At 63.2% G+C, this 12,998-nt stretch carries 11 protein-coding genes and 1 pseudogene; 10 read left to right on the top strand and 2 right to left on the bottom strand.

Translation table 11 applies throughout. The annotated features are described in order from the left end of the window. Nucleotides 1–29 precede the first annotated feature (29 nt). Complete coding sequence (locus tag AB5K84_RS15360; RefSeq protein ID WP_246790644.1) at nt 30–1,625, bottom strand: FAD-dependent monooxygenase; 1,596 nt, start codon at nt 1,623–1,625, stop codon at nt 30–32. 710 nt (nt 1,626–2,335) lie between these two features. Here AB5K84_RS15360 and AB5K84_RS15365 point away from each other — a divergent pair. The 5 genes and pseudogenes from AB5K84_RS15365 to AB5K84_RS15385 all read left to right on the top strand — a co-directional run bounded on the left by AB5K84_RS15365 (nt 2,336) and on the right by AB5K84_RS15385 (nt 6,609). After that, nucleotides 2,336–2,635, top strand: coding sequence for a hypothetical protein (locus AB5K84_RS15365; protein WP_110116773.1), 300 nt, complete (start codon nt 2,336–2,338; stop codon nt 2,633–2,635). A 78-nt stretch (nt 2,636–2,713) separates the two neighbouring features. Next, nucleotides 2,714–3,148 (top strand): annotated as a pseudogene (locus tag AB5K84_RS15370) (GNAT family N-acetyltransferase). 210 nt (nt 3,149–3,358) lie between these two features. Next, nucleotides 3,359–4,621 carry a CaiB/BaiF CoA transferase family protein gene (locus AB5K84_RS15375; protein ID WP_060908324.1) on the top strand — a complete coding sequence of 421 codons (1,263 nt, stop codon included), beginning with the start codon at nt 3,359–3,361 and terminating at the stop codon, nt 4,619–4,621. A gap of 185 nt (nt 4,622–4,806) precedes the next feature. Next, on the top strand, nt 4,807–6,036 hold the full coding sequence (locus AB5K84_RS15380; RefSeq protein ID WP_162603683.1) for an acyl-CoA dehydrogenase family protein: 1,230 nt from the start codon (nt 4,807–4,809) through the stop codon (nt 6,034–6,036). A 9-nt stretch (nt 6,037–6,045) separates the two neighbouring features. Then, nucleotides 6,046–6,609: a flavin reductase family protein gene (locus tag AB5K84_RS15385; RefSeq protein ID WP_011088836.1), complete on the top strand. Its 564-nt coding sequence runs from the start codon at nt 6,046–6,048 to the stop codon at nt 6,607–6,609. Between the two features lie 25 nt (nt 6,610–6,634). On the opposite strand, the gene AB5K84_RS15390 is transcribed toward AB5K84_RS15385, so the two are convergent. Next, nucleotides 6,635–7,543 carry an NAD(P)-dependent oxidoreductase gene (locus tag AB5K84_RS15390; RefSeq protein ID WP_162603682.1) on the bottom strand — a complete coding sequence of 303 codons (909 nt, stop codon included), beginning with the start codon at nt 7,541–7,543 and terminating at the stop codon, nt 6,635–6,637. Nucleotides 7,544–7,720: 177 nt separating this feature from the next. On the opposite strand from AB5K84_RS15390, the gene AB5K84_RS15395 reads away from it, so the two are divergent. From AB5K84_RS15395 to AB5K84_RS15415, 5 genes are all read left to right on the top strand, one after another. Further along, entirely contained in the window at nt 7,721–8,704 is a 984-nt protein-coding gene (locus tag AB5K84_RS15395) for an ABC transporter substrate-binding protein (RefSeq protein ID WP_161537025.1), read from the top strand. Between the two features lie 77 nt (nt 8,705–8,781). Then, nucleotides 8,782–10,476, top strand: coding sequence for a dihydroxy-acid dehydratase (gene ilvD / locus AB5K84_RS15400; protein WP_110116769.1), 1,695 nt, complete (start codon nt 8,782–8,784; stop codon nt 10,474–10,476). A 125-nt stretch (nt 10,477–10,601) separates the two neighbouring features. After that, entirely contained in the window at nt 10,602–11,447 is an 846-nt protein-coding gene (locus tag AB5K84_RS15405) for an ABC transporter ATP-binding protein (protein WP_110116768.1), read from the top strand. After that, nucleotides 11,444–12,229, top strand: a complete 786-nt coding sequence (locus tag AB5K84_RS15410) for an ABC transporter permease (protein WP_110116767.1) — start codon at nt 11,444–11,446, stop codon at nt 12,227–12,229. Before AB5K84_RS15405 ends, AB5K84_RS15410 begins: the two co-directional genes overlap by 4 nt. Next, nucleotides 12,226–12,993, top strand: coding sequence for an ABC transporter permease (locus AB5K84_RS15415; RefSeq protein WP_011088830.1), 768 nt, complete (start codon nt 12,226–12,228; stop codon nt 12,991–12,993). Before AB5K84_RS15410 ends, AB5K84_RS15415 begins: the two co-directional genes overlap by 4 nt. The last annotated feature ends 5 nt before the right edge of the window (nt 12,994–12,998 follow it).

The following is a 12,998-nucleotide window of genomic DNA, read 5'->3' on the forward strand; positions in this document are numbered from 1 at the left end:
CAGAATGGCATCGTCGAAATGAATTTGGATCAAGCCCGCGGGGATGCCGCGGGCTTTGTTCGTTTCGAGGGGGCGCATGAGTTCGGTTTGCTATGTCGCGCTGCCGGCCCGAACCATAGTGTCAGCACGTCCTCAAGCCCGCGCTGGCGCGCGTCGCCCGTCCACGCCACGTGTCCGTCGGGTCGCACCAATACGGCTTCGGGCGCTGCGACCGGCCCGATCGCTGGCAGCTCCCAGGGGCCCTGGTAGCTGGTGTCGACGACGCCGACGCGATCCGCCCAGGGTGCGATGGCGATGCAGCCCGGCTTGTCAAAATTGAGCAGCAGGGGACGCGCGCCCTGCAGCAGGGTGAACAGTCTTTGCGAACCGCCTGGTGTGACGAGGTCGAGGTCGGGCATGCGGCGCCCAAGCAGCGGATGGCCCTCGCCGAGATCGTAGCGAATGTCGAGGCCGCTCATCATCGCGGCAAAGCGCTTGCGCGGCTCGTCCATGCCGAGCAGGTCGGACACCACCTCACGCGCGGCCTTGAGGCTGTCGTCGCCGCGGCGGAGCAGGGCGATTTGCGCCATGGTGTTGCGCAGCACGCGCGCGGCAACGGGATGGCGTTCGGCATGGTAGCTGTCGAGCAGGCTGCCGGGTGCCGTGCCCTTGACGACCTGCGCCAGCTTCCAGCCGAGATTGACGGCGTCCTGCAGGCCGGTGTTGAGGCCTTGTCCGCCCACAGAGTGATGGATATGCGCGGCATCGCCGGCGACCAGCACGCGTCCCCTGCGATAGGAGGCGGCCTGCCGCGCCGCATCGGTGAAGCGGGCGATCCAGGCGGGATTCTTGAGGCCGGAGTCGTTGCCGTAGACGGCGACGAGGGCCTCGCTGAGATCGGAAAGCGTGGGCTCGCCGCTGCGGTCGAGTGTCGCTTCCGTCACGACGACCAGCACGCGCCCGCTCTCCGTTTTGCTGAGGCCGTGAAAGCCGAGCGCGTCGTGACGCAGGCCCCAGGCCGGCGCCTCGCTCATCTCGACCTCGGCCATGAGGTTGCTGAGCGTGGGACCAGAGCCAACGAAATCGATGCCGGCGGTCTTGCGCACCAGGCTGCGGCCGCCGTCGCAGCCGACCAGATAGTTCGCCCGCAACGTCTCGCCGCCGGACAGCGCGACGTTGACGCCGGTCTCGTCCTGAACGAAGCCCGTCACCTCGAAGTTCCGATAGATCGGGACCGCGAGCTCGCCGACCCAGTCGGCCAGGATGCGCTCGATGTGGCTCTGCCGCAGCGCCAGCCCGTAAGCGTGGCGGGTGGGGAGGTCGCTGATGTCGAGCCTGGTCCAGGCGAAGCCGGCGAGCTGCGTGACTTGCCCTTCGCGCAGGAAGCGATCCGCGACGCCGCGCTGATCGAGGATCTCGATGCTGCGGGCGTGCAACCCGCCGGCGCGCGTGCCGACGAGGGCCTGATCCGCGCGCCGCTCGACGATGGCGACGTCGACCTCCGCGAGCGCGAGCTCGGCGGCCAGCATCAGGCCGGTCGGGCCGCCGCCGGCGATCACCACGGCATGATCGGTCGGCGCTGGGTTGCCGGCGCGGGCTTGCTCGGTCCGGCCGCGTGAGCGGGATGTCGGAAGCAGTACGGGCATGTCGTGATCCCTCGACTTGTTGCTCGGGCGGGGGTTGTACGCGAAGGTCGGGGACTTGAAGCAAGCCCCTGGCGCACCACATATCTAAGTGGGAGGAAGGTCATTCTCCTGTTGCGGCCCACGGTGTTTGACACGTCGGGCAAGACACGGGCAGAATGCCATCATCGAAACGAGTTTGGTTCGGCCCGCGCGGGACAATCCGCGGCGGGCTTTTTCATGTCCACCTGGTGTGACGACAATTTCGTTCAACACAGGATTTGACTCGTCGGGCAAGACACCGGCAGAATGACATCATCGAGACGAGTTTGATTGACCCGCGCGGAGAGCATCCGCCGCGGGTTTTTTCGTTCTCGATCGGAATCGGACGGCGGCAACGCATTGCGGCCACGCACTCGACAAACCTGGAGCGCCGATCGGCGCGCCGTCGTCCGAACCATTGCTGGCCGTGCACGCGCGAACGTGCCGGCCCGCGGCGCGAGCAACGTGCGCCGCGCCGCTGCGACCTTTGGGGTGCGGAGATCGGGCACTGGTACGAGCCGGGCAAGCTGATGGGCTATTGCGTGGCGCTCTATTTCGCAAAGCTCCCGGTCTGTTCTTGGCTTTGGCTCCACTGATGCTCTGGCGGGCTTTGCGGCGATTACCGCCAATCTCGTGGTCTCCTTCTACTTCGCCAAGCGCGGCTTCGAAAATGTTGCAAGGATCATCGAGCGGTGAAGATGCCGGAAGACGAAATCAAGGCACTTGTCGTCGAAACGCTGGCTGAGCAGCAGAGATTCCAGCAGGACAGCATCGATGCGATCGTATTGAAGGCGGTGGCGTCGGTGCTGGCTACTTTTGGAATCGAAGATGATGACCGGAAGGAGTTGCGGGCGGATTTTCAGCACCTGCGACGCTGGCGGAAGAGTGTGGAGCAGGCGCAAAGCTACACATTCAAGGCGGTGATCACGGTGATTGCCACCGGTCTGATGGGGGCCGTCTGGCTCGGCGTCAAGGTCGTATTGGGCAAATAGATGTACACGACGCGAGGCCGCCGTCGTTCGCGCTCAGGAGCAGCCAATCCCGTTGGGCAACCGATGTATGGGCATTCGATGTACAGAATTCGCATCGTCCATGCGGACGACGAGGAGACCGCCGAGACCCTCGGCGATCTGCACCTGCTCACATTCTTCGATTGTGCCGTCATGCCGCAATTCGAGTTGGGTACGTGGTGGCTCGCCTATCACAATGATGATCCGGTCGCCTTCGCCGGCGTTCTGACGTCGACGTATGCGCGAAACAGCGGGTACTTCTCCAGGTCGGTGTCCTACGTCGGCATTGGGGGCGGGGGCTTCAACTCAGGCTGATGCGGGCGATCGAGGCGAGGGGGCGGCGCATCGGATGGGGCAGCATCGTCTCGGATACAACGGACAACCCGGCAGGCTGGCTATCGGCTCTATGAGCCCGAGGTACCCTGGGCCTGGTCGCATACGCTTTACTGGCGAAAACGGCTGCGCCGAGTTTGGGGGCGCCGGTGTTTCCCGTGATGCGGAACGCGGCGGAACTGGGCGCGCGAGACGCGGTGCCGGCCTGCACGCCCATAATGTCGAGAGGCCCGGCAGCTTGACAGCTGCCGGGCCTTTTTTGCGTTTTCAGACGACGTGGCTGAAGCACTTGCGAAGTCGGCGGCGCCGGGCTTTAAGTTTCCCCTTGCAGGAAATTCGGCGATTATAAGCCGATGTAAGGGAGCGCTATCGATGTCCACCAAGCCTCAATTGCCGGAACGTTCGTCGCGAGTGGCGGGAGGGCCTACGGCGCTCGATGGTCTGCTGGTCGTCGACTTCACGCGGGTGGTTGCTGGGCCGGCGTGCACCCAGACGCTTGCCGATTTCGGCGCGCGCGTCATCAAGATCGAGAACCCGGACGGCGGCGACGACACGCGCGCGTATGAACACGCCGAAACCGGCGGCGAGAGCGCCGCTTATCTCAGCCTGAACCGCAACAAGCGCGGTATCGCACTCGACCTCGCCGTGCCCGAAGCCCGCGAGATCGCGCTGGATCTGATCCGCAAAGCCGACGTGGTCGTCGAGAATTTTTCGAGCGGGGTCATGAAGAAATTTGGCCTAGACTACGAAGCGGTCGCGCCGCTCAATTCTCGGCTGGTCTATTGCTCGATTTCCGCCTATGGGCGCACCGGGCCGTTCGCTTCGCGTCCCGGTTTTGACCCGATCACACAGGCGGAAAGCGGCTTCATGTCCCTCAACGGATTTGCCGACGGTCCTCCAGTCCGCACCGGCCCGCCCATCGTGGATATTGCGACGGGGATGACGGCCTGTAACGCTATCCTTTTGGCCCTGCTGGCGCGGGATCGGTTCGGCCGCGGCCAGCATGTCGAGGTGGCCCTGTTCGACATCGCCATGGCGATGACGAGCTTCTACGGCATGGCCTATCTGATCAACGGTGAGAACCCCGGACGGTTCGGCAATTCGCCGAGCGGGTCTCCCACCGTCGGCGTCTACGAGGCTTCCGATGGACCGCTCTACATGGCCTGCGCCAACGACCGGCTCTATCGCCGGCTGGTCGTCGAGGTGCTGAACCGGCCCGACCTCATCACCGATCCGCAATTTGCGACGCGCAAAGCACGCTCCGAGAACAAGGAGCTCTTGCGGGCAGCCATTGCGGAGGTCTTTGCGAGCGATACCCTCGAGAACTGGATGACGAAAATGAAGCTGGCCAATATTCCGGTCGGCTATCTCCGCACCGTCGAAGAGGGCTTTAATGCACCCGAGGCCCGCGACCGCCATCGCTTGAGCCGGATTCCGCATCCTACGGCAGACTGGGTCCCCAACATCGAAACGCCGATTTCCATGAGTCTGACCGGCGCGATTGATCCGGTTGCCGCCCCCCTGTTGGGCGAGCATACCGAGAACGTCTTGCGCGACACGCTGGGTTACGACCAGCGTCGGATCACGGAGCTCACCCAGAGGGGTGTCTTTGGATCAGGCAAGCCCTCGGTCTGAGCCCGAGTGGTTAACCTTGAGGGGCGGGCATCGCGGCGTACCGATCGCTGCTTTGCAACACGGCTGTTCGCGACATCGCATCCTTTCAAGCAGCCCGGGTTCAGGCGACGCCACTGTGTTAGTGTTGCATCGGCTTGATTTGGCAAGGTTCCCGCCGCATAAGTGTGGGAAAGCGAGGGATGCGAATGGCGCCTGGTCAAGAACCCAGCGTGGGCCAGCCTGCGGGGCCGGAATCCGGCGAACGCGCCTATGCGGCAATGATCGCGAAGGCTCGGGCGCTCGTGCCACGACTGCGAGAGCGGGCAGCCCGAACCGAAGAGCTACGCTACCTTCCGCCCGAGACCGAACGGGATCTGCACGACTCCGGCCTGTTCCGGATGCTCCAGCCCAAGCGCATTGGCGGCGCCGAACTCGACTATGTCGCCCTGATTGATTGCGCCGATCTTCTCGGACAAGCGGACGCGTCGGCGGCCTGGAATCTCGCCAATCTGGCGAGCCATCATTGGATGCTCGGCATGTTCGAGCAAAAGGCGCAGGATCTGGTCTGGGGCAGCGACCCGGATGTGCTGATTGCATCCTCATTCATCTTTCCTGCGGGCCGCGCCACGAGGGTCGAGGGCGGATACCAATTGCACGGAAGCTGGCCGTTCTCCTCGGGCGTTGCGTCTTGCGAATGGAACATGCTCGCAAGCGTGGTTTCCTCTGATGATGAAGCAGACGGCATCGAATACCGGATCTTCTTGCTTCCGAAACATGACTACAAGGTGCTCGACACCTGGAATGTCGCAGGATTGCGCGGTACGGGGTCTTGCGACGTGGAGGTCAGGGAAGCCTTCGTGGCCGACCATATGACGGTTGCCGTCGGTGAGCTTGCCGGCGGCCCGACGCCCGGAAGCAAGGTCAATCCCAATCCGTTATACGCGCTACCCGTGTTCTCGCTGTTTCCCTACGTCCTGTCCGGCGTCGCGCTGGGGAACGCGCAGGCGTGCCTGAACGACTATATCGAGGTCGTCCGTCATCGCATTTCCACCTACAACCGCGCCAAGCTGAGCGACTTCCAAAGCACGCAGATCAAGATCGCGGAGGCCTCGGCCAAGATCGATGCTGCACGTCGGACCATGCGTTCGGCGTGTATCGATGCCATGGAGGATGCACGACGCAGCCACATTCCAGACATGGCGACCAAGACCAGGTACCGACGTGACGGTGCTTTCTCGGTCAATCTATGTACCGACGCGGTCTCAATGCTATTTGCGGCGAGCGGGGCGCGCGGGCTCTTCACGGCGGGCGTGTTGCAGCGGCAGTTTCGCGATGCGCACGCGATCAACGCGCATCTCGCATTCAATTTCGATGCGGCCGGGACCAATTATGGACGCGTGGCACTGGGCCTGCCGTCCGAGAATCTCACGCTGTGAGGCCGGCCGATGAATGATCTGCCGAAGCAGCCGGCCGTTCCAGATCCAGCCAACGAGCTCGCGAGCGACAGCTCGCCAATTGATCCCCGTGATTTTCGTAGCGCGCTCGGCACCTACGGAACAGGCGTCACGATCATCACTGCCGTGGCCCCCGACGGAAGACCCTATGGCATCACCTGCAATTCCTTTGCATCGGTCTCCTTGAATCCTCCTCTCGTCCTCTGGAGCCTCGGAGTTTATTCTTCGAGCCTGACCGTGTTTCAGAACGCGAGCCATTTTGCCGTCCACGTGCTCGGCGCTTCGCAACAGGCGCTCGCAAATATATTCGCGAAATCGTCCGACGATAAATTCGCTGGCGTCGACTGGACGCCAGGGCTCGGCAACGCTCCCGTGCTTGCCGAGAGCGTCGCCAATTTTCAATGCCGTTCCGTCAACCGCTATTATGGCGGCGATCATGTGATCTTTCTTGGGGCGGTCGAGGCCTATGCCTACAATGCCAAGGATACATTGCTGTTTGCACGCGGGGCGTATGGCCGGTTCGTGGCCAACGATGAACGCAAGAAAACACCGTAACGCGTTTCAGGTCGCACCCGGTGGCTCAATATTCCGTTGCTGAAAGCTTGTAGATCTCCAGCGCGTCCGCATCCGCGCCTCGCGCGGCCTTGGCCAGCCTGAAGAGCTGTCCCGCAAGCGTAGCCATCGGCACCGGTGTCGACGTCGTCTGCGCAACATCGGCAACCGTATCGAGGTCCTTGAGCATCGTGGCGATATGGCCGAGCGGCGGTGAGTGAATGCCCTGGACCATCCTCGGGACGAAGAGCTGAAGCGGGATCGAATCCGCAAATCCGCCCGCGAGTGCTTCGGGCAGCCTATTGGCATCAATTCCGGCGTTCACGGCGAGACGCGTTGCTTCCGCGAGAACGGCCATGGCGCATCCGACGATCACCTGGTTGCAGAGCTTTGCGGTCTGACCGGCGCCGGTGGGGCCCATGTGAGTGAACCTGCGGGCCATAGTCAGCACATAGGGCCTCACCCTCTCGATGTCGGAAGCGTCTCCACCGGCCATGATGGCAAGCGTGCCTTCCTCGGCGCCCTTGGTGCCACCGGACACCGGTGCATCGATCCAGCCTGCGCCGTTCGCAGCTTTCAGTCGCGTTGCGAGGTCGCGCGCGGCGTCGGGATGGATTGACGAGAAATCGACGATGAGCTTGCCCGCGCCGGGAGCGGTTGAAAGACCTTCGGCTCCGAAAATCACCTCTTCCACGGCCGCGGCATCCGTCACGCACATGAAGACGATGTCCGAGCTCGCCATAACGTCGCGGGGCCTGGCTCCGTGCCTTGCGCCAGCTTCGACGAGTGGAGCGACCTTGCCCTCTGATCGGTTCCAAACACTGACCTGATAGCCGGCCTTGAGCAGGCGCCGGGTCATGGGCGTTCCCATGAGTCCAAGGCCGAGATAGCCGAACCGCTCGTCGCGTTGCGGGTTTGCCTTGCTCGCATCAGCCATAGGTTGCCTCCTCCTGTCGCAGCACAACGTCACGCGACCGCCGCTTTACCATACATGGCGCGTCCCGCGGCGAAACCGGACCGCTTGCATGGCTTGCCTGATTGTTTGAACCATGAAACATTTGGGCCGGTCGGGTTGGGTGGCGCCGGTCGGCGCCGGAGCAACGGAGTGGGCGCGATGCGAACGGTTTCGAGGTTGATGCTGGCGACGGGGGCGGTGGCGGCCCTGATTGCGGGCGCAAGCCCCTCGCGGGCGCAGCAGACGATCCGCGTTGGCTGGACCATCCCGGCCGAGGAATCCAAATACTGGATGATGCGCAGGCCGGCTGAATTTCCCAATATCGGCAAGACCTACAACATTGAATGGACCCAATTTCAGGGCACCGCGCCGATGACGCAGGCATTGGCGGCAGGCGCACTGGATTGCGCGACGCAGGCACCGCTGTCGCTCTCCAACGGCGTGGTCGGCGGCAATCTCAAGGCTTACATCGTGGCTCAGCACGTCTTTGAGAAGCCCGGCGGCTTCTCGGTCTACTGGGCTGTCATGGATGACTCGCCAATCAAGACCATTGCCGATCTCAAGGGCAAGACCGTCGGCATTTCCGTGATCGGCGGCGGCACGCAAGGGCCTTTCAACCTGCTCCTGAAGCAGAATGGCGTCGATCCGGCCAAGGATATCAAGCTGGTCGAGGTCGGCTTTGCCGTCTCCGAGGACGCGTTGCGCCAGGGCCGCGTCGACGCGGTCAACATGAATCAGCCGTTTGCCGCCCGCGCTGAAGCAAAGGGTGGCACAAGGAAACTGTTCTCGCTGTCCCAGGCGATGCCGAACATCGTGCACATCCTGGAAGCCTGCCGTGCCGATTTCGTCGACAAGAACCCGGAGCTGGTCAAAGCCTATGTTCGCGACATCACTTCGGGCATGAAGAAGGCGCTGGCGAACCGCGAAGAGACCCTGAAGGTCGTGTCCGAGGTGCTGAAAGCGCCTGTTCCGGTGCTCGAGACCTACCTGCTCAAGGACAACGACTTTGGCCGTGATCCGGGGGCGGCACCGAACTTCCCCGCGATCCAGAAGATGCTGGACATCTACGCGGAGACAGGAATGCTGCCGAAGCTGGACGTCGCACAATTCAAACATCCGACGATCGTCGCACCGCTGCAATAAGTGTTCGCGCCGTCTTTTGAGAGACGAAGTGGCAATGTCCCGCCGCGTGTGGGACATCGCACGAAGATGATGCAAATATGAAGAAGTTGCGATCACGGATAACGACCGACGGCCTCGACCGGGCCCCGCACCGCGCATTCATGCGCGCAATGGGGCTGGACGATGCGGCAATCGCCAAGCCGATGGTTGGCATTGTCAGCATGAAGGGCGAGCAGACGCCCTGCAACATGACCCACGACTTCCAGGTGGCCGCGGCCAAGACGGGTATCGAGGAGGCCGGCGGCACGCCGCGCGAATTCTCCACCGTGTCGGTCTCCGACGGGATCAGCATGAATCACGAGGGAATGAAGTTCTCCCTCTTTTCGCGCGAGCTGATCGCCGACTCGATCGAGGCTGTCGTTCATGGTCTCGCCTATGACGCGTTGATCGGATACGGCGGATGCGACAAGACGCTTCCCGGCGTGATGATGGGCATGGTTCGTTGCAACGTGCCGTCGATTTTCATCTACGGCGGCAGTTCGCTGCCGGGGCGCGTGGACGGGCGAACGCTGACCGTGCTCGACTCCTACGAGGCTGTCGGCAGCTTCATGACCGGAGAGATCGACGGCGCCACACTGGAGCGGATCGAGCGCGCCTGCCTGCCGACCATCGGTGCGTGCGCCGGCCAGTTTACTGCGAACACCATGGGAATGGTGTCGGAGGCGATGGGGCTCACCATTCCCAACGTCTCGATGGTGCCTGGTGTCTACGCCGAGCGCGCGCAGATCTCGCGACGCGCCGGGCGGCTGATCATGGAAATGCTGGAACGTGGCGGGCCTCTGCCACGGGACATCGTGACGCGGAAATCCCTGGAGAATGGCGCGGCGATCGTCGCCGCTACGGGCGGCTCGACCAACGCCGCGCTGCATCTGCCCGCCATCGCGAACGAGGCCGGCATCGCATTCACGATCGACGATGTCGGCGAGGTCTTTGCCAGGACGCCGCTGATCGGAAACCTGCGGCCCGGAGGCAAATACACGGCGAAGGATGTCTACGACATAGGTGGCGCCGCCGTGGTGATCCAGGAGTTGATCAGAAGCGGTCACATCGACGGTAACTGCATCACCATCACCGGCCGGACGCTTGCCGAAGAATATGGCGCGGCCAACGCGCCGGACGGCGAGGTCGTTTACGCGGCAAGTGCGCCGATCATGCCGGATGGCGGTGTCGCGGTGCTGAAGGGCAACCTCTGTCCGGACGGTGCGGTCATCAAGGTCGCAGGTTTGAAGAGCCAGTTCTTCGAGGGTGTCGCGCGCGTTTTCGAGGACGAGGAGGCCTGTGTCGCAGCGGTTCGTGACCGCAGCTACAAGGCAGGTGAGGTCCTGGTGATCCGCAACGAAGGGCCGGTCGGCGGCCCCGGCATGCGCGAGATGCTCGGCGTCACCGCGCTGATCTACGGGCAGGGCATGGGCGAAAAGGTGGCCCTGATCACCGACGGGCGGTTCTCCGGCGCGACCCGCGGCATGTGCATCGGCTACGTGTCCCCCGAAGCATTCGTTGGCGGTCCGTTGGCCCTCGTTCGCGACGGCGACAAGATCCGGATTGATGCTACAAATCGGCGTATGGATATGCTGGTCGACGAGCCGGAGCTCGCGGCGCGCCGACGTGATTGGAAACCACGCCCGCCGCGTCACCGCGCAGGCGCGCTCGCAAAATATGCGCGACTGGTCGGCCAGGCGCCGGGCGGAGCGGTTACCCATGAGGGGCCGGCAGAATGGCCCTGGTTCGAATGACGCGGCGTACCTGTGCGAGAACGGCCACCTGTCTGGCAAGTTTCTTGCTAAGCTCCTGCCGCTGACGGAGGACATCCAGCAGACAAGTTGCGCGACGTTCGTGCGCGGGTGAAGTGGGAGACGGGATGAAGGTCGTGCCTTCGAGATCGAGCGAATGGGTGGGACCGGTGACGTCACAAAAGCCGGCTTCTGCGATCATCGAGATCGACCGCGTCTCGCAGGTTTTTCAGACCTCGGCGCGCAAGGATCATCTGGCGCTATCGGACATCTCGCTGACGATCGCCGAGGGCGCCTTTGTCTCCATCCTTGGTCCGTCGGGGTGCGGCAAGTCGACACTGCTCTACATCGTCGGGGGCTTCGTCAGCCCGACCAGCGGCGCGGCGAAGATCAAGGGACGGGCGATCACAGGACCCGGTCCTGATCGCGGGCCGGTGTTCCAGGAGTTTGCGCTCTTCCCCTGGAAGACCGTGCTGGGCAATGTGATGTACGGGCCGCGTCAGCAGGGCGTGCGGACCCCTGAGGCCGAAGCGCAGAGCCGGGCGCTGATCGAGATGGTTGGCCTCAAGGGCTACGAGAACTTCTATCCCAAGGAATTGTCGGGCGGCATGAAGCAGCGCGTGGCGCTGGCCCGAACGCTTGCCTACCATCCCGAAGTGCTGTTGATGGACGAGCCGTTCGGCGCGCTCGACGCCCACACCCGGACGCGCTTGCAGAACGATCTCCTGAACATTTGGGAGCGCGACCGCAAGACGGTGCTGTTCGTCACACATTCGGTGGACGAAGCCGTCTTTCTGTCGGACAAGGTCGTGATGATGTCGAAGTCGCCCGGCCGCATCCGGCAGGTGATCGATATCGATCTGCCGCGGCCGCGCCGCCGCAACGAGCTGTTGCTCGATCCGCGCTACCAGAAGTACGTCGTCGACATCGAGCGCATGTTCGACGAGGTCGACGAGACCGGATCGCCGTCATGACATTGCTGGCTACCTCCGCCAGACGTGCTGCCCCGGTGTTCGCCTGCATCGGGCTGCTGGCGATATGGCAGGTCGCCTCGCTCGCGCTGAAGAACGACAGCTTTCCGACGGCGATCGAGGCGATCCGGGCGATTCCGGATATTCTCGGCGACAAGGAGTCGCTGATCAATATCCTGGCCTCGCTCCGCCGCATGGCAATCGGGTTCGGTGTTGCAGTGCTTGTTTCGATTCCTCTCGGCCTGCTGATGGGACGCAGCCGCGCAGTTGCGGCCTTCTTCAATCCGCTTCTGATGGTGATCTACCCGGTACCGAAAGCGGCCTTGATGCCGATCATCATGCTGTGGCTGGGGGTCGGTGATATCGCCAAGACGCTGGTGATCTTCCTCGGCGTCAGCCTGCCCGTGATCTATCATAGCTTCGAGGGCGCCAGGGCGGTCGAGGAGAAGATGCTGTGGTCAGGTGCGGCCATGGGGCTCTCGCCCTTGCAACGGTTGGTTCGCATCGTGTTGCCGGCGGCGCTGCCGGAGATCCTGACTGGCTGCCGCACGGGCTTGGTGCTAGCGCTGATCACAATGATCACCAGCGAAATGATTGCCCGCCAGTCCGGCGCCGGCAACATCCTGTTCAACGCGCTCGACATGGGTCAATACGACACCGTCTTTGCGATGATCATCATCGTGGGAGCGATGGGAATCTGCCTCGATGCGATCTTCGAGCGGGTCCGCGCAAGGCTCGTGCGCTGGTCCGAGCCTCAGTTCGACATACCGTTGAGCTTCTCATGACGCCGCGTATTCTCCCATCAAATGTCCTTCTCGGAATCGCGCCAATCGTGCTGGTGATCGCGGTTTGGCAAGGCCTGGTGTCATTCGGCTTTGCGCCTGCGGTCCTGCTGCCGCCGCCCGGGTTCGTCTTCAGCCGGTTGCTCCAGCAGCTCGTGACGTGGACATTTCAGCAGGAGATCGCGGCGACCTTGATCCGGTTGTTTGCCGGCTTCGCGATTGCGGTCGTACTTGGTGTCAGCATCGGCATCGCTGCCGCTGCCAGTCCCGCGATCGATGCTGTGGTTCGGCCGATCGTCCGCGTGTTGGCGCCGTTGCCAAAGGTTGCGCTCTATCCGGCGCTCCTGCTGCTGCTCGGCTTCGGCCACGGATCGAAGATCACGCTGGTGGCCGCGGATGCGCTGTTCCCTATTCTGTTGTCCACCTATTACGGCGCCTCGACCGTCGAGCAGAAGCTGATCTGGTCGGCCATGGCGGCGGGAACGCCGCGCTATGAAGTCCTTTTCAAGGTGGTGCTGCCGGCGGCGATGCCGTCGATCCTGACCGGCTGCCGGATCGGCCTTGTCATTTCCTGCATCGTGGTGTTTCTGGCCGAGATGATCACGTCGACGGACGGGCTGGGCCATGCCCTCGTCACGGCGGCCCGGACGTTCCAGGCCGTCGACATGTTCGTGCCGCTGATCACGATCTCGCTGCTCGGGTTGATCCTGAACGCGCTGCTGGGCGTCGTGCGATCGTACCTCCTACGGGGCTTTCCCGAAGCGTGATCTGA

This window comes from Bradyrhizobium sp. 1200_D9_N1_1 (genome assembly GCF_052075915.1).
GTDB classification, from domain to species: domain Bacteria; phylum Pseudomonadota; class Alphaproteobacteria; order Rhizobiales; family Xanthobacteraceae; genus Bradyrhizobium; species Bradyrhizobium diazoefficiens.